This is a genomic window from uncultured Stenotrophomonas sp. (assembly GCF_963519925.1).
Classification (GTDB): Bacteria; Pseudomonadota; Gammaproteobacteria; order Xanthomonadales; family Xanthomonadaceae; genus Stenotrophomonas; species Stenotrophomonas maltophilia_AE.
The window spans coordinates 34032-53031 of record NZ_CAUQPH010000015.1 but is presented as its reverse complement, the minus strand read 5'-3'; the positions used below and the strand labels follow the sequence as shown (position 1 = coordinate 53031).

Annotated in this window: 20 protein-coding genes, 1 other RNA gene and 1 pseudogene; 12 read left to right on the top strand and 10 right to left on the bottom strand. The window is 67.8% G+C overall.

Annotated elements, in window-relative coordinates; translation table 11 throughout:
• The 4 genes and pseudogenes from RWO33_RS05190 to RWO33_RS05175 all read left to right on the top strand — a co-directional run.
• Positions 1-279 (top strand): annotated as a pseudogene (locus RWO33_RS05190) (hypothetical protein); the annotation flags it as partial.
• Positions 280-327: 48 nt separating this feature from the next.
• On the top strand, positions 328-936 hold the full coding sequence (locus RWO33_RS05185) for a YigZ family protein (protein ID WP_145478523.1): 609 nt from the start codon (positions 328-330) through the stop codon (positions 934-936).
• Complete coding sequence (locus RWO33_RS05180) at positions 929-2707, top strand: ABC transporter transmembrane domain-containing protein (protein WP_145477899.1); 1779 nt, start codon at positions 929-931, stop codon at positions 2705-2707. Before RWO33_RS05185 ends, RWO33_RS05180 begins: the two co-directional genes overlap by 8 nt.
• Before the next feature lie 65 nt (positions 2708-2772).
• Positions 2773-2970 carry a hypothetical protein gene (locus RWO33_RS05175; RefSeq protein WP_314102761.1) on the top strand — a complete coding sequence of 66 codons (198 nt, stop codon included), beginning with the start codon at positions 2773-2775 and terminating at the stop codon, positions 2968-2970.
• Between the two features lie 224 nt (positions 2971-3194).
• On the opposite strand, the gene RWO33_RS05170 is transcribed toward RWO33_RS05175, so the two are convergent.
• From RWO33_RS05170 to hrcA, 6 genes are all read right to left on the bottom strand, one after another.
• Positions 3195-4307 carry a prephenate dehydrogenase gene (locus RWO33_RS05170; protein ID WP_314102759.1) on the bottom strand — a complete coding sequence of 371 codons (1113 nt, stop codon included), beginning with the start codon at positions 4305-4307 and terminating at the stop codon, positions 3195-3197.
• On the bottom strand, positions 4304-5212 hold the full coding sequence (gene pdxY / locus RWO33_RS05165) for a pyridoxal kinase (RefSeq protein WP_314102756.1): 909 nt from the start codon (positions 5210-5212) through the stop codon (positions 4304-4306). The genes RWO33_RS05170 and pdxY overlap by 4 nt, the downstream gene beginning before the upstream one ends.
• Positions 5213-5349: 137 nt before the next feature.
• Complete coding sequence (gene dnaJ, locus RWO33_RS05160) at positions 5350-6477, bottom strand: molecular chaperone DnaJ (protein ID WP_145477903.1); 1128 nt, start codon at positions 6475-6477, stop codon at positions 5350-5352.
• 84 nt (positions 6478-6561) lie between these two features.
• Positions 6562-8496: a molecular chaperone DnaK gene (dnaK, locus tag RWO33_RS05155; protein WP_145477904.1), complete on the bottom strand. Its 1935-nt coding sequence runs from the start codon at positions 8494-8496 to the stop codon at positions 6562-6564.
• Between the two features lie 129 nt (positions 8497-8625).
• The gene (gene grpE / locus RWO33_RS05150; RefSeq protein WP_145477905.1) at positions 8626-9141 is read right to left on the bottom strand and encodes a nucleotide exchange factor GrpE; all 516 of its coding nucleotides are present in this window, start codon (positions 9139-9141) and stop codon (positions 8626-8628) included.
• 82 nt (positions 9142-9223) lie between these two features.
• On the bottom strand, positions 9224-10291 hold the full coding sequence (hrcA, locus tag RWO33_RS05145) for a heat-inducible transcriptional repressor HrcA (RefSeq protein ID WP_145477906.1): 1068 nt from the start codon (positions 10289-10291) through the stop codon (positions 9224-9226).
• 124 nt (positions 10292-10415) lie between these two features.
• Between hrcA and recN the strand changes: the two genes are divergently transcribed.
• Entirely contained in the window at positions 10416-12080 is a 1665-nt protein-coding gene (gene recN, locus RWO33_RS05140) for a DNA repair protein RecN (RefSeq protein WP_314102749.1), read from the top strand.
• A gap of 53 nt (positions 12081-12133) precedes the next feature.
• Here recN and RWO33_RS05135 read toward each other — a convergent pair whose 3' ends face one another.
• The gene (locus RWO33_RS05135) at positions 12134-13051 is read right to left on the bottom strand and encodes a LysR family transcriptional regulator (RefSeq protein WP_314102747.1); all 918 of its coding nucleotides are present in this window, start codon (positions 13049-13051) and stop codon (positions 12134-12136) included.
• Between the two features lie 96 nt (positions 13052-13147).
• Between RWO33_RS05135 and RWO33_RS05130 the strand changes: the two genes are divergently transcribed.
• Positions 13148-14416: an SGNH/GDSL hydrolase family protein gene (locus tag RWO33_RS05130; protein ID WP_314102745.1), complete on the top strand. Its 1269-nt coding sequence runs from the start codon at positions 13148-13150 to the stop codon at positions 14414-14416.
• A gap of 83 nt (positions 14417-14499) precedes the next feature.
• Here the strand turns inward: RWO33_RS05130 and fur are convergent, their stop codons facing one another.
• Positions 14500-14916, bottom strand: coding sequence for a ferric iron uptake transcriptional regulator (fur, locus tag RWO33_RS05125; protein WP_145477910.1), 417 nt, complete (start codon positions 14914-14916; stop codon positions 14500-14502).
• 103 nt (positions 14917-15019) lie between these two features.
• On the opposite strand from fur, the gene bamE reads away from it, so the two are divergent.
• Positions 15020-15412, top strand: coding sequence for an outer membrane protein assembly factor BamE (bamE, locus tag RWO33_RS05120; RefSeq protein WP_145477911.1), 393 nt, complete (start codon positions 15020-15022; stop codon positions 15410-15412).
• 49 nt (positions 15413-15461) lie between these two features.
• Here bamE and RWO33_RS05115 read toward each other — a convergent pair whose 3' ends face one another.
• Both RWO33_RS05115 and RWO33_RS05110 read right to left on the bottom strand, forming a co-directional pair.
• Positions 15462-15719 (bottom strand): RnfH family protein, encoded by a 258-nt coding sequence (locus tag RWO33_RS05115; protein ID WP_314102742.1) that lies wholly within the window; start codon positions 15717-15719, stop codon positions 15462-15464.
• Between the two features lie 3 nt (positions 15720-15722).
• A complete protein-coding gene (locus RWO33_RS05110) occupies positions 15723-16151 on the bottom strand; it encodes a type II toxin-antitoxin system RatA family toxin (RefSeq protein WP_145477913.1) in 429 nt (142 codons plus the stop codon).
• Positions 16152-16208: 57 nt separating this feature from the next.
• Here RWO33_RS05110 and smpB point away from each other — a divergent pair, with 57 nt between their 5' ends.
• From smpB to RWO33_RS05085, 5 genes are all read left to right on the top strand, one after another.
• A complete protein-coding gene (gene smpB, locus RWO33_RS05105; protein ID WP_145477914.1) occupies positions 16209-16712 on the top strand; it encodes an SsrA-binding protein SmpB in 504 nt (167 codons plus the stop codon).
• Between the two features lie 68 nt (positions 16713-16780).
• Entirely contained in the window at positions 16781-17137 is a 357-nt protein-coding gene (locus tag RWO33_RS05100) for a hypothetical protein (protein ID WP_314102739.1), read from the top strand.
• A gap of 111 nt (positions 17138-17248) precedes the next feature.
• Positions 17249-17641: a transfer-messenger RNA gene (gene ssrA / locus RWO33_RS05095) on the top strand.
• A 271-nt stretch (positions 17642-17912) separates the two neighbouring features.
• Complete coding sequence (locus RWO33_RS05090; protein WP_314102765.1) at positions 17913-18065, top strand: Arm DNA-binding domain-containing protein; 153 nt, start codon at positions 17913-17915, stop codon at positions 18063-18065.
• Positions 18066-18167: 102 nt separating this feature from the next.
• Complete coding sequence (locus tag RWO33_RS05085) at positions 18168-18989, top strand: site-specific integrase (RefSeq protein WP_314102737.1); 822 nt, start codon at positions 18168-18170, stop codon at positions 18987-18989.
• Positions 18990-19000: the final 11 nt, after the last annotated feature.

The window sequence follows — 19000 nt, the reverse complement described above, 5'->3', positions numbered from 1 at the left end:
GCCGCACCCAGCGCACAGGGCGCCCCGGGCGTCATGCGCCGCGCTGCGCCGCCGACGCCTGCAGCCGCTGCAACGCAGGGCGCGATGGCGTCGCCGGATGCCCTCACCCAGGCGGTCGATGCCGACGCAACGTTGCCGCGTCGGCAGTGGATCAAGCGCATCCGCGAGCGTCGCGATGCCGGTGACCTGGAGACCGCGCGCGCCAGCCTGGAACGCTATCTGCAGCATTACCCGGAAGCACGCATACCGGGCGACCTGCGCGCCCTGCTCGATCCCTGAGCCGGGCCGTACCCGGCGCAGAGGGTGGCCGGCGCTACAATGACGCCGATGCCCGATACGCTCGCCACCACCGTCAGCCACAGCCTGGACATCAAACACAGTCGCTTCATCGCGCACGCGTCACCGATCGACGCGCCCGGCGACGCGCTGGCGTTCCTGCAGCAGGTGGCGGTGGCCGACGCCACGCACAACTGCTGGGCCTACCGGCATGGCAACGAGTACCGCTCCAGCGACGATGGCGAACCAGCGGGCACCGCTGGTCGCCCGATCCTGGCGGCGATCGATGGCCAGGGCTTCGACCGGGTGATGGTGGTGGTGATCCGCTGGTACGGCGGCATCAAGCTTGGCGCTGGGGGGTTGGTGCGGGCCTATGGCGGGACCGCCGCCGAATGCCTGCGCACCGCACCCCGGCTGCCGCTGGTGGCACTGGCCGAGCTGACCCTGCAGGCCGGCTTCGAGGACCTGGGCGCGCTGCATGCGGCGCTGGCGCTGCACCTGGCCGACAAGCTGGATGAAACCTTCACCGCGTCCGGGGTGGAACTGCAGGTGCGGCTGCCGGCCGACCAGGTCGACCCGTTGAAAATCCGCCTTCGCGACGCCACCCGTGATCGTATCCGGGTGCATGCACGCACCGAACCAGGCTTTGCCCATGACTGATCCACAGACCCCGCCCGTGCCTTCGCCGGCCCCCGCCCTGCGCCGCCTCGGCAGCCTGGGCACGCTGTGGCCGTTCGTGCGCCGCCACGGCGGGTTGTTCGCCGCTTGGCTGGTGGCGCTGGCAGTGTCTTCGGCAGCCACGCTGAGCCTGCCGCCGGCGGTGAAGCAGATGATCGACCATGGCTTCAACAGCGACGGGCAGATCAACCGCGCCTTCGCGCTGCTGTTCCTGGTCGCGGTGGTGCTGGCGCTGGCCACCGCCGCGCGCTTCTTCTTCGTGTCGCTGCTCGGCGAAAAGGTCGTGGCCGACCTGCGCAGCCGCCTGTACGCGCACCTGATCGCACTGGGCGCCGGATTCCACGACCGCAGCCGCAGCGGCGAGCTGGTGTCGCGCCTGACCGCCGACAGCGAACTGCTGCGCAGCGTGATCGGCTCCACCATGTCCGTGGCCCTGCGCAGCAGCGTCACGGTGGTGGGCAGCCTGGTGATGCTGTTCGTGACCAGTCCGCGCCTGGCCGCCTGGTCGCTGGTGGGCATTCCACTGGCCGTGCTGCCGATCATCATCGGCGCGCGCCGCCTGCGCGGCATTTCGCGCGCCAGCCAGGATCGCATCGCCGACGCCAACAGCCTCGCTGCGGAAACCCTGGGCGCGGTGCGCACGGTGCAGGCGCATGCGCGCGAGCCGTACGAGCGCGGCCGCTTCAACGCCGCACTGGGCGAATCGATCCGCGCCGCGCGGCGCCGCATCGCCGCGCAGTCGCTGGTCACCGCCACCGCGATCGTGCTGGTGTTCGGCGCGATCGTGGGCGTGCTGTGGCTGGGCGCGCATGATGTGATCGACGGCCGCATGAGCGCCGGCACGCTGGGCCAGTTCGTGCTGTACGCGCTGATCGGTGGCGGCTCGGTCGGGGCGCTGGCCGAAGTCTGGAACGAACTGCAGCGCGCCTCCGGTGGCATGGGCCGGATCGCCGAGCTGCTGCAGGAAGAGGTCGAAATCACCCGTCCCGCCGACCCGCTGCCGCTGCCGCAGCCGCTGCGCGGCGAGATCCGCTTCCAGGACGTGGTCTTCCACTACCCGCAGCGTCCGGATACCGCCGCGCTGGAACATTTCGACCTGCATGTCCGTCCCGGCGAAACCGTGGCGCTGGTGGGACCTTCCGGTGCCGGCAAGAGCACCGTGCTGTCGATGCTGCTGCGGTTCCACGATCCGGCGGCCGGCAGCGTGCAGGTGGACGGCGTGGACGTGCGCCGGGTCGATCCGGCGGAGCTGCGCGCGCAGATGGCGCTGGTACCGCAGCAGCCCACCCTGTTCGCCAGCAGCGCGCTGGACAACATCCGTTACGGCCGGCTGGAAGCCAGCAACGACGAGGTGCAGCGCGCGGCAGCCGCGGCCGAGGCCGACGACTTCCTGCAGGCGCTGCCGGAGGGTTACCTGAGCGAACTGGGCGAACGCGGAGCGCGCCTGTCCGGTGGCCAGCAGCAACGCATCGCGATCGCACGCGCCCTGCTCAAGGACGCACCGATCCTGCTGCTGGACGAAGCCACCAGTGCGCTGGACGCGCAGAGTGAACGCGCGGTGCAGCAGGCGCTGGAACGACTGATGGCCGGTCGCACCACGCTGGTGATCGCGCACCGCCTGGCGACCGTGCTCAAGGCCGACCGGATCGTGGTGATGGACCACGGCCGCATCGTGGCGCAGGGCACGCACGCTGAACTGCTGGCCGAAGGCGGGCTGTACGCTGAACTGGCGAAGCTGCAGTTCATCGATTGATGACACACCGCTAACGCGGGGGATCGCATCGTGGCCACGGTCCATGGTTCCGCAGGAGGTGTTGCATGTCGTTTCGACAGTTCCCCGCCATCGACGCCGATGGCAAGGATTACGTGATCATCGAGTTCAAGAGCGAGCCGTCGGGTGCACAGGCTGACGCGGCCGAACCGCAGGTGCGCTATGAGCTGGACGATGGCCAGCGCCTGGTGCGTGATGGACGCGTGTTCCGTCTTGAAGGTGGCGGGTTGACGCTGACGATTTGAGGCGTACCGACCAACGGTCGGTACCTACCGGGCGGGAACCGTGGCCGACGGGTTGGTGCGGACACGATGCCGTGCCGCCGGTAGCGCACGACCGTTGGTCGTGCGGCGCTGGTCAATTAATCGCCAGCCATCTTGACAGCCTTGTGCCACCGGCCCTGCGCACGGTTATCCACACGCTTGTCCGCATGTCATCCACACCCCCTGTGGATGAATGCGGCACTGCGTCAGCGTGGCAGCACCCGCCCGATGCCGGTGGCGTCGATCTCCACCGCGGCGCGCTGCAGGGCCTGCAGGCTGCTACCGGCCACGAATCCCATCCGGAAGTGCACTTCGCCGCCGGGCGTGCGCGATGAATGGATCGAGGCCAGGCTGACGCCGTGCCGTTCGAACACATGCAGCAGCTCGCGCAGCGAGCCCGGACGGTCTTCCGGCAGGTGCACGCTGATCGCATTGCGCTCGGTCAGGTCCGCCAGCAGGTAGCCGACCCGTTCAAAGGTGTAGTTGCCGTCGGCCAGCAGTGCGTCACCCTGATGCGCGCGGTTGTCGGCGAGCAGCTGCTGGCGGAACGCGGCGCGCGCCGCATCATCGCCCTGTGCGACCTGGTCGCGAAGGCGCTGCAGCTGCTCCAGCAGGCGGTCCAGCATCGGCGCCACGTGCGGGTTGCCGAACTGGATGTCCTCGTAGATCGCCGGGTTCATCGACAGGATCCGCGCGATGATCGCGGTATCCAGTTCAAACGAGGCCGACCGGTATGGCATCAGGTCCTGCAGCGGACCCAGCTGCGCGGCATACCCGCGCAACACCCCCGCCTGGGCCAGGTGCGTGGCGTGCACCATCGCCTGCACCAGTGCCATCACCTGGTCGTGGTGCTCGGGGCTGGCCTGCACGCATTCGGCCTCCAGCGCGGCACACAGCGCGGTTACCCACGGCTGCCACTGCGACAGGCGCGCTTCGCATACCACCATCACCCTGCCCTTCAGGGTGGGCGCCTTGGGCGGTGCCGTCATCGGATGCAGGCCCACCACCTCGGCCTGAGAGCGCAGCATGGCCGCCACCGGTTCGCTCTTGACCGAGGTCACGTCCAGCCACAGCCGACCGGCTTCGCGACCGGCCGAACGGGCAACGTACTCTGCGATCAGCGCCGGCGTGTGCCGGATGGGAGCTGAGAACACCAGCACCTCGGCCCGCGCCAGCAGGGTTTCCGGATCGTGCGACTGCGGATCGGCCGGGTCATGCCCGATCACTTCCAGCCCCATCCGTTGCTCCAGGAAGATACGCAGCCACCGCCCGTAGGCGCCTGCGCTGCCGACGATGCCGACGACCGGGCGCAGGCTCACGCCAGGCGCTCGGCGCGGAACCGATGCGGTTGCGCCAGCGCTGCCGGCGCAGCGGCAAGCACGTCGAACTCTTCATGCTCGTTGGCCAGGGTGGCTTCCAGCGCGGCATGCACGCCGGAGATGGAACGCGACAGCGCCTGCTCGAAGCGCTCACCGCGCAACAGGAACGCCACCAGCAGCGACATGAGCACATCGCCGGTACCGGCCACGTCCACCGGCAGGTGCGGCGAGGTCCAGCGCCAGATCGCGTCGCGGCTGATCGCCAGCGTCACCAGCTCACCCGGGTCACCGCCGACGCTGTGGGCCAGCACCCATTCGGGCCCCCGCGCCAGCAGCGCCTTCGACGCGGCGATGGCATCGGCTTCGGCCAGGCTCGGCATGCCGGTCAGGCGACCCAGCTCGAACGCGTTCGGCGTTACCAGCCAGGCGTGCGGCAGCAGGCGTTCGGCGAAGATGGTTTCCAACCCCGGCTCCACGTAGGGGCCGGTGTGGGTGTCGCCGATCACCGGATCCAGGCAATAGCGCAGCTGCGGCGATGCCGGCAGCACGCGCTCGAGCCAGTCGGCGAAGGCGGCGCCGTTGCCAACGCTGCCGAAGTAGCCGGACACCAGCAGCTTCGCGCGCGCCGGCAGGCCCCGTTCTTCAGCGCCGAGCAGCAGGTCCGCGAACCAGTCGGCGGGCAACACCCGCCCGCGCGTGGTCGGGTAGAACGGCGCGTTGCTCAGCAGCGTGGTCGGCACTTCGGCCACGCGCACGCCGAGCGCGCGCAGCGGGGGCACCGCCGCGCTGTTGCCGGCATGGCCGTAGACCAGCTGCGACTGCACCGAGATGACGTCGACCGGCGACGGACCGTCCGGGCGCTGGCGGCGCCCATGGACCAGATGGCTTTCCAGGGAATCGTTCATGGCCCATTTTAGAGCGTACCGACCAACGGTCGGTACCTACCGCGTGAATCAAGCCACACCGTTCCGCCGATTGCGACGCGCACAAAAAACGCCGGGACGTGCCCGGCGTTTTTCGTTACCGATGGAACCATCCCCGCTTACGAGGTCATGCGGTCCCAGAAACCCTTCACGCCATCGATGAACGTGGCCGACTTGGGCGAATGCTTTCGCGCTTCCTCGCCGGTGAAGGTGGTTTCGAACTGCTCCAGCAGCTTGCGCTGTTCGCTGGTCAGGTTGACCGGGGTTTCCACCACCACGCGGCAGTACAGGTCGCCTTCGCTGCGGCTGCGTACCGACCGCACGCCCTTGCCGCGCAGGCGGAACAGCTTGCCGGTCTGGGTTTCGGCCGGAATGCGGATTTCCGCATAGCCGCCCAGGGTGGCCACGCGCACGGTGTCGCCCAGCGCGGCCTGCGAGATCCGGATCGGCACTTCGCAATGCAGGTCGTCGCCATCGCGCTGGAAGATCGCGTGCTCGCGCACCCGCACTTCCACGTACAGGTCGCCCGGCGGCGTGCCGGCCGGACCGGCCTCGCCTTCGCCGGCCAGGCGGATGCGGTCGCCGGTATCGACGCCGGCAGGCACCTTCACCGACAACACCTTGTCTTCCTCCACGCGACCGTTGCCGTGGCAGGTCTTGCAGGGGGTCTGGATGATCTGGCCACGGCCGTTGCAGTTGTGGCAGGCCTGCTGCATGGCGAAGATGCCACGCTGGATGCGCACCTGGCCCTGGCCACGGCAGACGCTGCAGGTTTCGACCTTGCCGTCTTCCGAGCCACTGCCGTTGCAGTCGTCGCACTCGGCCAGGGTGGGGATTTCGATACGGCGCTCGATGCCGCGCACCGCTTCTTCCAGGTCCAGTTCCATCACGTAGCCGACATCGGCACCGCGACGGGCCTGGCGCGGACCACCACCGGCGCCACCGAAGATGTTGCCGAAGATGTCGCCGAAGATGTCGCCCATGTCCGGGCCGCCCGGGCCGCCGCCACCGCCCATGCCGTGCTCGAACGCGGCATGGCCGTGCGCGTCGTACATGCGGCGCTTGTTGGCATCGGACAGGGTTTCGTAGGCTTCCTTGCACTCCTTGAAGGAGGCTTCGGCGGCACTGTCGCCCGGGTTGCGGTCCGGGTGGTACTTCATCGCACAGCGGCGATAGGACTTTTTCAGTTCTTCTTCGGTCGCGGTGCGGGAAACGCCCAGCACCTCGTAATAATCGCGCTTGCTCATGGCTTGGATCGGGTTCCGGCAGTCAGGCGTTCAGGGATGCGACAACGGGACGTTGCCTGCGCAACGTCCCGTCGGCTGTCCGGATCAGGACTTCTTGTCGTCCTTGACTTCGGTGAACTCGGCGTCGACCACGTCGTCGTGCGCGCCACCGTTGCCTGCGGCACCGGCGTCGGCACCCGGAGCGCCACCACCCTGCTCGCCCGCGGCAGCGGCCGCGAACAGCGCCTGGCCGGCTTCTTCCAGCGTCTTCGACTTGGCTTCGATCTGTGCCTTGTCGTCGCCCTTCATCGCCGTTTCCAGGTCGGCCAGGGCCGCCTCGACCTTGCCGATGACGTCGCCACCGACCTTGCTGCCGTGTTCGGTGATCGCGGTACGGGTACCGTGGATCAGCGCGTCGGCCTGGTTGCGGGCCTGGACCAGCTCATGGAACTTCTTGTCTTCTTCGCGGTTGGCTTCGGCGTCGGCGACCATGCGCGCGATCTCGTCCTCGGACAGGCCCGAACCGGCCTTGATCTCGACCTTCTGTTCCTTGTTGGTCTTCTTGTCCTTGGCCGACACGTGCAGGATGCCGTTGGCGTCGATGTCGAAGGACACTTCCACCTGCGGCAGGCCGCGCGGGGCCGGCTCGATGCCGGACAGGTCGAACTTGGCCAGCGACTTGTTATAGCGGGCCTGTTCGCGCTCACCCTGCAGCACGTGCACGGTCACCGCCGACTGGTTGTCCTCGGCGGTGGAGAACACCTGCGAGGCCTTGGTCGGGATGGTGGTGTTCTTTTCGATGATCTTGGTGAACACGCCACCCATGGTTTCGATGCCCAGCGACAGCGGGGTCACGTCCAGCAGCAGCACGTCCTTGACGTCGCCGCCGAGCACGCCGCCCTGGATCGCCGCACCCAGCGCCACGGCTTCGTCCGGGTTGACGTCCTTGCGCGGTTCCTTGCCGAAGAACTCGGTCACGGCCTGCTGCACCTTCGGCATGCGGGTCTGGCCGCCGACCAGGATCACTTCGCTGATGTCGCTCGAGCGCAGGCCGGCATCGTTCAGCGCGATGCGGCACGGTTCGATCGACTTCTTGATCAGGTCTTCGACCAGCGCTTCCAGCTTGGCGCGGGTGAGCTTGATGTTCAGGTGCTTCGGACCGGAGGCATCGGCGGTGACGTACGGCAGGTTCACTTCGGTCTGCTGGCTGGTCGACAGCTCGATCTTGGCGCGCTCGGCGGCGTCCTTCAGGCGCTGCAGGGCCAGCGGATCCTTGCGCAGGTCGATGCCCTGGTCCTTGTTGAACTCGTCCACCAGGTATTCGATGACGCGGTTGTCGAAGTCTTCGCCGCCCAGGAAGGTGTCGCCGTTGGTGGCCAGCACTTCGAACTGCTTCTCACCGTCGACGTTGGCGATTTCAATGATCGACACGTCGAAGGTGCCGCCGCCCAGGTCGTACACGACGATCTTGCGGTCCTTGCCGTCGCCCTTGTCCAGGCCATAGGCCAGGGCAGCAGCGGTCGGCTCGTTGATGATGCGCTTGACTTCCAGGCCCGCGATGCGGCCGGCGTCCTTGGTCGCCTGGCGCTGGCTGTCGTTGAAGTAGGCCGGCACGGTGATCACGGCCTCGGTGACGGTCTCACCCAGGAACGCTTCGGCGGTCTTCTTCATCTTCTCCAGCACGCGGGCGGAGATTTCCTGCGGCGCCATCTTCTTGCCGTCGCTGGTCTGCACCCAGGCGTCGCCATTGTCGTGGGCCAGGATGCCGTAAGGCACGTGCGCGATGTCCTTCTGGACTTCAGCGTCGGTGAACTTGCGGCCGATCAGGCGCTTGACGGCGTAGAAGGTGTTCTTCGGGTTGGTCACGGCCTGGCGCTTGGCCGAGGCACCGACCAGCACTTCGCCGTCCTTGGTGTAGGCGACGATGGAAGGCGTGGTGCGGTCGCCCTCCGCATTTTCGATGACGCGGGCCTTGCCGCCGTCCATGATCGCCACGCACGAGTTGGTGGTGCCGAGGTCGATACCAATGATCTTGCCCATGGGGGAGACTCCTGAAATGTGGGAAACATCCGGCTGCTGCCGGGTTATGAATGGGATGTGTGGGACGCTGCTGTCACTTTCAAGCCACCTGTCGAACACAGTGTCCGATCGTGGCGAAACGCGTTCAGGTCAGTCCCGCGCGACCACGACCAGGGCCGGGCGCAGCAGGCGGTCGTTGAGCAGGTAGCCCTTCTGGAACACCTGCACCACGCTGCCGGGGGCGGCGCCGGGGGCGTCGACCTGGCTGATCGCCTGGTGGTGCTCCGGGTTGAAGGTCTGGCCGGTCGGGTCGAGCAGGGTCAGGCCGTTGTCGGCGGCGACTTTGAGCAGTTGCTTGTAGGTCAGCTCCAGGCCTTCGCGCAGCGGGCTCGGCTCGGCGCCGGCGGCATTCAGGCCGGCGTCCAGGCTGTCGAACACCGGCAGCAGTTCGCCCAGCAGCTTTTCATTGGCGAAGCGGCGCGCCTGTTCGACGTCGCGGGCCACGCGCTTGCGCTGGTTGTCCAGGTCGGCGCGCTCACGCAGCGACTCGGACCGGAGCAGCGCCACTTCGTTGTGCAGGGCGTCGAGCTGCTGCTGCAGGGTGTCACCCGCGGCGGCGTCGCCGGCCGGGGTCTGGGATGCGATATCAGGCTGATCTTGGTTCATTTCCGGATCCTTGGCGGTGACTCTCCGCCTCCACCCACCCCTATGTGGGCGGCCGGACCCGATTCAAGAGCCAGGGCGCGCGTTATGTGCGATCCCGGGACAATCCGCCCCCGGCCGGCACATCCAGCGCCGCGCCCAGCACCTGCGCGGTAGCCTCCACCAGCGGGATCATGCGGTCATAGGCCATCCGCTTCGGCCCGATCACCCCCAGCACGCCCAGCACCTGGCCGCCGGCGGAGTACGGCGCGGTGACCAGCGAGATGTTCTCCAGCGGCATCACCCCGGTCTCCTCGCCGATGAAGATGCGCACGCCCGGGGCCTGGATGGTGCGCTCCAGCAGCTGCAGGATCTCGCGCTTGCTGGCGAACAGGTCGAACAGCTCACGCAGCCGGTCCAGGTCGGACAGGTCCTGCACCCCCATCAGCCGGGTCTGCCCGGCCAGCACCATGTCGTCGGCCGGCGGCGCCATGGCCTGCTCGGCCAGTTCCACGCTGTGCGCCAGCAGCTGTTCCATTTCCGAACGCGCCTCGCGCAGCTCCACCAGCAGCCGCGAGCGGATCTCGGCCAGCGGGCGGCCGGCACAGTGCGCGTTGAGATAGTTGGCGACCTGCTCCAGCTCGGCCGGCTCCCAGCTGCGCCGCGGTTCGATCACCCGGTTCTGCACCTCGTTGTCGGCGAACACCAGGATGGCCAATACCCGGCGCGCATCCAGCGCCACGAAATCGATGTGCCGGAAGGCGAACTGTTCACGCCGCGGCGCGCCGACCACGCCGACGAAATGACTCATCGCCGACAGCAGTTCCGACGCGCTGCCGAGCAGGGCCTGGGTGCCCGCCCCGGTGGACAGCTCGCTGCGCAGGCGGGTCAGCTCGCCCTCGCCCGGGGGCTGCATCTTGACCAGGCTGTCCACGAACACCCGGTAGCCGTGCGCGGTGGGCACGCGCCCGGCCGAGACGTGCGCCGAGCTGAGCAGGCCCAGATCCTCCAGGTCGCCGAGGATGTTGCGGATGGTGGCCGGGCTCACGTCCAGCCCGGCCAGCCGGGCCAGGGTCTGCGACCCGACCGGTTCGCCGTCCTGGATATGGCGCGCGATCAGCGTCCGCAGCAGGTGGCGGGCGCGCGGGGCGAGATGGGGCGCGGAGGGGTGCATGGAATCAACCTGTGAGACGCGACATTGGATAATGGCAGGCCACCGCCCGGCAAGGGATCGGGAATTGCCGATTGGAGCTGCCCCCCGCCCATGCTAGCGTTGCGCGGCTCGAGAACCCAACACCATGCTCAGACATCTATCGATCAAGGATTTTGCCGTGGTCCGCGCCACCGAACTGGAGTTCGGCGCGGGCATGACCGTGGTTTCCGGCGAGACCGGCGCAGGCAAGTCGCTGATGGTCGACGCGCTGGGCTTCCTGTCCGGGCTGCGCGCCGACAGCGGCGTGGTCCGCCACGGTGCGGCACGCGCCGAACTGTCGGCCGAGTTCGCGCCCGCCGACGATGCCCCGGCGCGGCGCTGGCTGCGCGAGAACGAACTGGACGATGACGAACAGTGCCAGCTGCGCCGGATCATCCGTGCCGACGGCGGTTCGCGGGCCTGGATCAACGGGCGCCCGGTCACCCTCTCGCAGCTGACCGAACTGGCCGGCATGCTGGTCGAAATCCACGGCCAGCACGAGCAGCAGGCGCTGCTGGCGCGGCCGTCGCAGCTGGCCCTGCTGGACGCCTTTGCGCGCAACGACGCCGAGCGCGCCCAGGTGCGCCAGGCCGCCACGCGCTGGCAGGCGCTGGTGGACGAAGCCGAGGCGCTGTCGCGCCAGGGCGATGTCAGCGACCGCATCGGCTTCCTGGAACACCAGCTGGGCGAGCTGCAGCGCGAAGACCTCGAGCCGGCCTCGATCGTCGCACTGGGCAGCAGCCACCGCCGCCAGGCCCACGCCGGGGCGCTGGTCAGCGCCTGCGACGTGGCCGCCGCCCGGCTCAATGGCGACGACGAGGTGTCGGTGCTGCAGCTGCTGCAGCAGACCCGCCACGACCTGTCGCGCGTGGCCGAACACGACGCCCGCCTCGGCGAGGTGGACGCGCTGCTGGACAGCGCGGTCATCCAGCTGCACGAGGCCCTGGCCCTGCTGGACCGCGTGCACGACGACCTGGACGCCGACCCGGAGCAGTTCGAGGACATCGAACGCCGGCTGGGCCGCCTGCATGACCTGGCGCGCAAGCATCGGGTGCCGATGGAAGCGCTGGCCGAGCAGCGCGACGCGATGGAAGCCGAAGTGGAGCAGCTGCGGGGCGCCGACGTGCGCCTGCAGGCGCTGGCCGGCGAGATCGACCGCGCCGCCGCCCAGTGGCAGGCGGTGGCGGCAACGTTGAGCGCCAGCCGTACCCAGGCGGCCAAGGCCCTGTCCGACACCACGACGACGCTGATCGGCGAGCTGGGCATGGGTGGCGGCCAGTTCCTGATCGAACTGGAACCGCACGCGGCCGGCCGGCCGGACCCGAACGGCGCCGAGCGGGTCGAATTCCTGGTCGCCGCCAATGCCGGGCAACCGCCGCGCGCCCTGCGCAAGGTCGCCTCCGGCGGCGAGCTGTCGCGCATTTCGCTGGCCATCGAAGTCGCGGCGCTGGGCCTGGATGCGGTACCGACCATGGTGTTCGACGAAGTCGACTCCGGCATCGGCGGCGCGGTGGCCGACATCGTCGGCCAGAAGCTGCGTGCGCTTGGCGAAAAGCGCCAGGTGCTGTGTGTCACCCACCTGCCGCAGGTCGCCTCCAAGGGCCACGCGCATTACCGGGTCAGCAAGGCACCGGTGGACGGCATGACCCAGAGCGCGGTGGAAAAGCTGGACACGCGTGCCCGCGAGGAAGAACTGGCGCGTATGCTCGGCGGCGTGGAGGTCAGCAAGGAAGCCCGCGCAGCCGCACGCAAACTGCTGCAGGAAACGTAGAGCCACGCCCTGCGTGGCTGGGGGCGCAGGCACCTGCCGATGACATGTACCGGTCAGGCCACCGGCCTGCCCAGGTCCACGTTTTCCACCAGGAAATCCAGCAACGCCCGCACCCGCAGCGGCAGGTAACCGCCCTGCCCCACGAACACCGCATGCACGTCCTCCAGGTCGCCGGGGTTGGCATGCTCCAGGACTGGCAGCAGCCGCCCGGCGGCGAGGTCGGCCTGCACCTGGAACGGGGCCAACCGGGCCAGCCCCAACCCGGCCACCGCCAGGCGCCGCACCGCTTCGCCATCGCTGGCGCGCGCATTGCCACCCGGCGGCACCACCTCGACCTGCCCCTGCTGCAGCACCGGCCAGCCCGACTGCGCACGGGCGTGCCCGATATCCAGCCGGTTGTGCCCCAGCAGCGCCGTGGCGTCGTCCGGCAGGCCGTGGCGTGCCGCATAGGCCGGCGCGGCCACGATCATCATCCGCGTCGCGCCCAGGCGCCGCGCCACCAGGCTGGAGCTTTTCAACGGCCCGGCGCGCACCGCTACGTCGGTGCGCTGCTCCAGCAGGTCGATCACTTCGTCGGTCAACACCAGGTCCACCGCCACCTGCGGGTGCCGGGCCAGGAAGGCGGGCAGCAGCGGCAGCAGGAAGTGGTGCCCGAACGGCACATTCGCATTCACCCGCAGCCGCCCGCGCGGCTCGGCATGGGCGCTGGCACAGCGTTCGGCTTCATCCAGGTCGGCCAGCACCCGCAGGCCGCGCTCGTAGAACGCACACCCTTCCGGGGTCAGCTGCAGTTGCCGGGTCGAACGCTGCAGCAGGCGCGTGCCCAGCCGCTGTTCGAGCCGCGCGACCAGCTTGCTGACGGCCGAGGGGCTCATGTCGAGCGCGCGGGCGGCGGCCGAGAAACTGCCGGCCTCGATCACCCGCACGAAGATTTCCAGCTGTCCTGATCGATTGATGTCGGGCGCGGCCATAGGGTGAATCCAATTCACAGATGATTTTCCAGCGGCAGTCTATTTCACAGATGGACGCCCGCGCACCATGGCCACACCTTCCCTGGATGCGCTGCGATGAACCCCCTGACCCGCTTCGCCACCGGCGCCCTGCTTGCACTGGGTGCCACCTCCGCCACAGCTGGAACCGCCCCGCCGCCGCCTTCCGCACCCACGCAATGGGTCGCCAGCTGGCAGGCGAGCCCGCAACCGGTATGGGACGCTGCCTTCCTGTTTCCGACCGGCATCCCCACCGCACTGGACCAGCAGACGTTCCGGCAGACCGCGCGGATCAGTCTGGGCGGCGCGCGCCTGCGGGTGCGGCTCAGCAACGCCTACGGCAGCACCCCGCTGAGGATCGGCGCCGTGAGCGTCGGCACGGTTCCCGGTGCCACGCCGGTCGCACTGTCCTTCGCCGGGCAGGCCGGCACCGAGATCGCACCCGGGCAGGACGTCATGAGCGATCCGCTCGCCGTGCCCACCACTGACGGGCAATCGGTCCAGGTAAGTGTCTACGTACCCGGGCCTACGCCCCTGCAGACCTTTCATTGGGACGGGCGCCAGACCAGCACGCTGGCGCCCGGCAACCAGACTGCCCGCGCCACCCTCCACGATGGCAGCAGCACCACCGCACGCCTGTTCCTGACCGGCATCGAGGTGGACACGCCGACGCCGGCGCGGAGCGTGGTGGTGATCGGCGACTCGATCACCGACGGCGCCAGCGCCAGCCTGGACCGCGACCAGCGCTGGACCGATCACCTCGCCATGCGGCTGGTAGTGCAGCGCGTGGCGGTAGTGAATGCGGGCATTTCCGGCGGCCGGCTGCTGCGCGACGGCATGGGCCAATCGGCGCTGGCGCGCCTGCAGCGCGACGTGTTCGACCAAGCGGGGGTGGCCAGCGTGATCGTGCTGATCGGCATCAACGACATCAGCTGGCCGGGCACCGCGTTTGCCCGCGACCAGCCGCCGCCGACCCTGGCCGAGCTGCAGGAGGGCTACCGCCGCCTGGCGCAGCGCGCGCATGCACGGGGACTACGGGTGCTGGGAGCGACCCTGACGCCGTTTGCCGGCGCCCTGCCCGGCACCCCGCTGGACGACTATTACCAGCCGCCCAAGGACGCGCTGCGCGCCCAGCTCAACGCCTGGCTGCGCAGCGATGCCAGCCCGTTCGACCAAGTGATCGACCTGGACGCAGCGCTGCGCGATCCGGCCGACCCTTCACGGCTGGCCGCTGCTTACGACTCCGGCGACCACCTGCACCCCGGCGATGCCGGCAACCGCGCCATGGCCGAGGCGGTGGACCTTGCGGCCCTGCTGCCGCCGGTGCAGGCGGATGCGGTTCGGTGAAATGAAAAACCCCGGGGGTGACCCGGGGTCTATAAAAGGTCTACCGGCCAACGGTCGGTAGCTACCGGGCGGGTAACCTTCGGTTACCGGCGCTTTTTACGGACGTAGAGCACCAGCGAGTGCTCTTCCAGCTCGTAGCCGTGGTCGGCGGCGATCTTGCGCTGGAGTTCCTCGATCTCGTGGCTTTCGAATTCGATGATCTTGCCCGAGTCGACATCGACCATATGGTCGTGGTGGCCACCGCGGTCCAGCTCGTAAACGGCCTGGCCGCCCTCGAAGTTGTGCTTCAGTACCAGGCCAGCGGCCTCGAACTGGGTCAGCACCCGGTACACCGTGGCCAGGCCGATCTCGTCGCCGTGCTCCAGGAGCTGGCGGTAGATGTCTTCGGCGGTCATGTGGTGCTGGTGCTTCTGGGCGTCGCGCTGCTCGAGCAGGGCAAGGATCCGCATACGCGGATGGGTCACCTTCAGGCCAACTTTGCGCAGGTCGTGGGTTTCCATAGGTCTCCGTTCATTGGCGATTTAGCGCCAGCTGCCTCGGATCGGGTCGCGGCGACACGTTCGGAGTGTATCATCGACTCGATTTCCCCAACCGCCATTCCCGATGCGCAATCTCCTGCTGGTCGCCGCCGTTGCCCTGTCCACCACGGGCTGCGGCATCATCTACAAGCAACCCATCTACCAGGGCAACCTGATCCGGGAGCAGTCCGTCGGTCAGCTGCAGGTCGGTCAGAGCAAGCAGCAGGTCAACGCCCTGCTGGGCACCCCGTCGATCGACGACCCGTTCCATGCGCAGCGCTGGGACTACACCGCCAGCCAGCGGGTAGATCGCCTGGGCCGTACCGAAGTGAAGAACTTCACCGTGTTCTTCGAGAACGACCAGGTCACCCGCTGGGAAGGCGATTTCTTCCCGAACGATGACGCCCAGCTGGCCCGGGACCAGGTGCGCCAGTTCGGCCGCAACCTGGCCAAGGACAAGAAGAAGCGCGGCCGCTGATCCCGCGCGCGGGTGGCCGCCGGGCAGCGCCGTGCGCTGTGCAGCGGCGCTACCTCGCCTTTGCGCGCCGCCGCCGGTTGTCCTTCGGGTCGGCCAGCAGCGGGCGCAGCAGCTCCACCCGGTCCCCGTCGTGCAGCGGCTGGTCGCCCCTGGCGACCACTCCATGCACGGCCACCGCCGGACAGGCGTCACTGCCCTCGATCGCCGCCGCCGCGATCGCATCGGCCACCGTGGCGCCCTCGGCCAGCTCCAGCAGGCGTGACGCCACCCGCTCCGGCCAGGCCAGCACCACTTCGACCCGGATCATGGCTCAGTCCTGCTCGTCGGCGACGCGGACGAAATCGTTGACCATGCGGTCGGCGAGCCCCTGGAAGCCCAGCGCCAGTGCCGGCCCGAGCAGGCGCGAGTTGGGCTCGAACTCCAGGGTCAGGGTCACCTTGCAGGCGTCTTCGGCCAGCGCATGGAATTCCCAGCGGCCGTGCAGGCGCTTGAACGGACCATCGCGCAGCTGCATATCGATGTGATGGGGGCGCTGCAGGGTGTTTTCGGTCATGAACCAGGTCGAAAACGACCCCAGGCCCAGGTCCAGCCGCGCCACCACCCGGTCGGGGCCGGTTTCCAGGATCTGCGCAGCCGAGCACCAGCGGAAGCGGTGCGGGTAGGCATCAATATCATTGACCAGGTCGAACATGCGGGCTGCCGAATGTTCCACCAGGGCACTACGTCGAATAGTTGGCATGCGAAGGCTTGGCTGGCGAATCGACCACGGGGGGCCCGAATCGGAGACAATAGGTGAATGAGCAAGAACAGCGCCAAGGATAAAGCAAAGAACGCGACGGCCAACAAAACCATCGCGCTCAACAAGCGTGCCCGCCACGAGTACAGCCTGGAAGACCGCTTCGAGGCCGGCCTGGCCCTGCAGGGCTGGGAGGTGAAGTCGATCCGTGCCGGCCGCGGCAACATCGTCGACGCCTACGCCTACATCAAGGACGGCGAGATCTTCCTGATCGGGGCCCAGATCACCCCCCTGATCCAGGCCTCCACCCACGTGGTCGCCAACGACCGCCGCGAGCGCAAGCTGCTGCTCCACCGCAGCGAGATCGACAAGCTGGTCGGCAAGGTCGAACGCGACGGCTACACCATCGTGCCCACCGCGATGTACTGGAGCAAGAACAAGATCAAGCTGGAAGTGGCGCTGGCCAAGGGCAAGCAGACCCACGACAAGCGCGACGCCGAAAAGGACCGGGACTGGGCCCGCGAAAAGCAGCGCACCATGCGCCGCCACAACCGCGACGCCTGACCGCCCTGTATTCACGCAGCGCCGGGCCCTGCCCGGCCGCGTTTCACCCCACACCCCCGGAGCCCTCCGTGACCGAAGAAGAATCCCAGGACACCGCCCCCAGCGCGGATCCTGCTGCCCTGCTCCAGGCGGACATCGCCGCCTACGAAACCATCTTCGCCGAGCTCACCCGGGCCATGGACCCGGCCGCCCTGCTCAAGGTGCTGACCTACCTGCAGCGCAACGCCAAGCGCGACGCCTCCGAGACCCAGACCTACGATTCCCTGGAGCACCGCCGCCTGGTGGCACGGATCGAAGCCCTGATGGCCCGCGCCGAACCCGAAGCCCGCAAGCAGGCCATGACCCAGCGCAACGCGCAGAACCACGAGCGCAAGGTGCGGGCCAAGCACCAGGCCGACAGCAAGCGCCAGCGTGAAGGAAGGTAAGACCGACAGGGCCGTGACGTTTTCAGGTGACTGTTCAGCTGAATCGGAGTAGGATCGGCCCTATCAAGTAACGTCTGGGTCGCCAGACGCCTTGCAGTTCTTGAAGAAACCGGGGGTGCATTGGTTTCGACGGGGGTTGTGAAGTCACTTGGTGCATGCCGAGGGGGCAGCTTTCCTCGTAAATCCAGCCGCAAAACTCTAGTTGCCAACGACGACAACTACGCTCCGGTCGCTCTCGCAGCCTAAAAGCTGTTTGAGTTACCTTCTGCCGACTTAGGCGGAGCCCCGAACCCACTTGTGTCCATGCTCGTCGGTGTAGGGTCATTATCATGGAATCGGTCGTGATGGCTGCCTGTCAGTCGCGACCTAACCTAAAGCAGGCTGATCCTGGGGTGCGTTTCGCACACCGTACTGCCACAGGACGACAACAAACGGTGAGCTAAGCATGTAGAACTGGGGATGGAGTGCCTTCGGACGGCGGTTCAATTCCGCCCACCTCCACCAACGAAGGGTTCGAAAGAATCCTAAGAAGCCCGGGAATCCTTATACAACAAGGGTTCCCGGGCTTTTTTATTTCCGGCGAGTTTTGTCGCCGTGCGTTGCAGGCCATGAGACCGTGGGGGCATATTCTGGGGGCATCTGCCCCCTACCCCGATCAGATGCCCCCGCTCACCTCGCTCTGCGCCGCGCCAAGCCGATAGTGAAGACCCAAAAGCTCTTCGACGGCGGCGGCCTCCACTTGGAAATGTCCCCCAAGGACGGCCGCTGGTGACGGCTGAAATATCGATTCGACGGGAAGGAGAAACGACTGGCGCTCGGCGTCTATCCGGACGTTCCGTTGGCCCTCGCCCGGCAGCAGCGTGAGGACAGCCGCCAGTTGCTCGCCCGGGGTATTGACCTTGGAGTGCATCGCAAGGCTGCCGCCTAAGCAAAAGCCGATCTGGGGTCCAATACGTTCGAAGTCACAGCGCGCGAGTGGCTGGCTAAGCGGGATTGGGTTCCCAGATATGCGGTGAAGGTCGTTGCCTAGATGGAGAACGACGTATTCCCTAGGATCGGGTCCCGGCTGGTGGGGGAGCTCACCGCGCCAGACTTCCTCCGTGTGGCCAGGCGCATCGAGGAGAGGGGCGCCATTGAGTCGGCGCACCGGATCATGCAGAACTGCGGCCAGATCATGCGATACGCGATCGCGACCGGTCGCGCGGAACGCAACCCCGTCGCCGACCTGCGCGAGGCACTGCCGCCGACACAGAAACGAAACCATGCGGCCATCGTCGATCCGGTTGAACTGGGTGGCCTGCTGCGCGCAATCCACTCCTACCGGGGCACGATCGTGGTTCAGACCGCACTCAAGCTTGCACCACTGGTTTTTGTGAGGCCCGGCGAGCTCCGGCAGGCCGAGTCGGAGGAGATTGACCTCGACGCGGCGCTCTGGAGCATTCCCGCAAGCAGAATGAAGATGAAGCAGGCTCACTTGGTGCCGCTAGCCCGCCAGGCCGTCGACTTGCTTCGCGAGCTGCAGCCGCTCACTGGACGCGGCAGGTGCGTGTTCCCCGGGGGCCGAAGCGTAAAACGGCCCATGTCCGAGGCAGCCGTCCTGGCGGCGCTGCGGTCGATGGGGTTCGACAAGAGCACTGCCACAGGACATGGCTTCCGAGCTACTGCTCGAAATCTGCTGGATGAGGCCTTGAACTTCCGCCCCGATATCATTGAACACCAGCTCGGCCATGCCGTCAGGGATCCTAACGGCCGGGCCTACAACCGCACCACGCACATCGCGGAGCGCACAAAAATGATGCAGCAGTGGGCCAATTACTTAGATAAGCTTCGTATCGCACCGATGGCTGACTAAGGACGAGGAGC

Coding starts and splice junctions, on each gene's coding strand:
- recN (WP_314102749.1), top strand. CDS start 10,416: ATGCTCAGACATCTATCGATCAAGGATTTTGCCGTGGTCCGCGCCACC.
- pdxY (WP_314102756.1), bottom strand. CDS start 5,212: ATGAACGATTCCCTGGAAAGCCATCTGGTCCATGGGCGCCGCCAGCGC.
- dnaJ (WP_145477903.1), bottom strand. CDS start 6,477: ATGAGCAAGCGCGATTATTACGAGGTGCTGGGCGTTTCCCGCACCGCG.
- RWO33_RS05110 (WP_145477913.1), bottom strand. CDS start 16,151: ATGCCAACTATTCGACGTAGTGCCCTGGTGGAACATTCGGCAGCCCGC.
- RWO33_RS05130 (WP_314102745.1), top strand. CDS start 13,148: ATGAACCCCCTGACCCGCTTCGCCACCGGCGCCCTGCTTGCACTGGGT.
- RWO33_RS05180 (WP_145477899.1), top strand. CDS start 929: ATGACTGATCCACAGACCCCGCCCGTGCCTTCGCCGGCCCCCGCCCTG.
- RWO33_RS05085 (WP_314102737.1), top strand. CDS start 18,168: ATGGAGAACGACGTATTCCCTAGGATCGGGTCCCGGCTGGTGGGGGAG.
- dnaK (WP_145477904.1), bottom strand. CDS start 8,496: ATGGGCAAGATCATTGGTATCGACCTCGGCACCACCAACTCGTGCGTG.
- grpE (WP_145477905.1), bottom strand. CDS start 9,141: ATGAACCAAGATCAGCCTGATATCGCATCCCAGACCCCGGCCGGCGAC.
- RWO33_RS05185 (WP_145478523.1), top strand. CDS start 328: ATGCCCGATACGCTCGCCACCACCGTCAGCCACAGCCTGGACATCAAA.
- RWO33_RS05115 (WP_314102742.1), bottom strand. CDS start 15,719: ATGATCCGGGTCGAAGTGGTGCTGGCCTGGCCGGAGCGGGTGGCGTCA.
- smpB (WP_145477914.1), top strand. CDS start 16,209: ATGAGCAAGAACAGCGCCAAGGATAAAGCAAAGAACGCGACGGCCAAC.
- fur (WP_145477910.1), bottom strand. CDS start 14,916: ATGGAAACCCACGACCTGCGCAAAGTTGGCCTGAAGGTGACCCATCCG.
- bamE (WP_145477911.1), top strand. CDS start 15,020: ATGCGCAATCTCCTGCTGGTCGCCGCCGTTGCCCTGTCCACCACGGGC.
- RWO33_RS05135 (WP_314102747.1), bottom strand. CDS start 13,051: ATGGCCGCGCCCGACATCAATCGATCAGGACAGCTGGAAATCTTCGTG.
- RWO33_RS05175 (WP_314102761.1), top strand. CDS start 2,773: ATGTCGTTTCGACAGTTCCCCGCCATCGACGCCGATGGCAAGGATTAC.
- hrcA (WP_145477906.1), bottom strand. CDS start 10,291: ATGCACCCCTCCGCGCCCCATCTCGCCCCGCGCGCCCGCCACCTGCTG.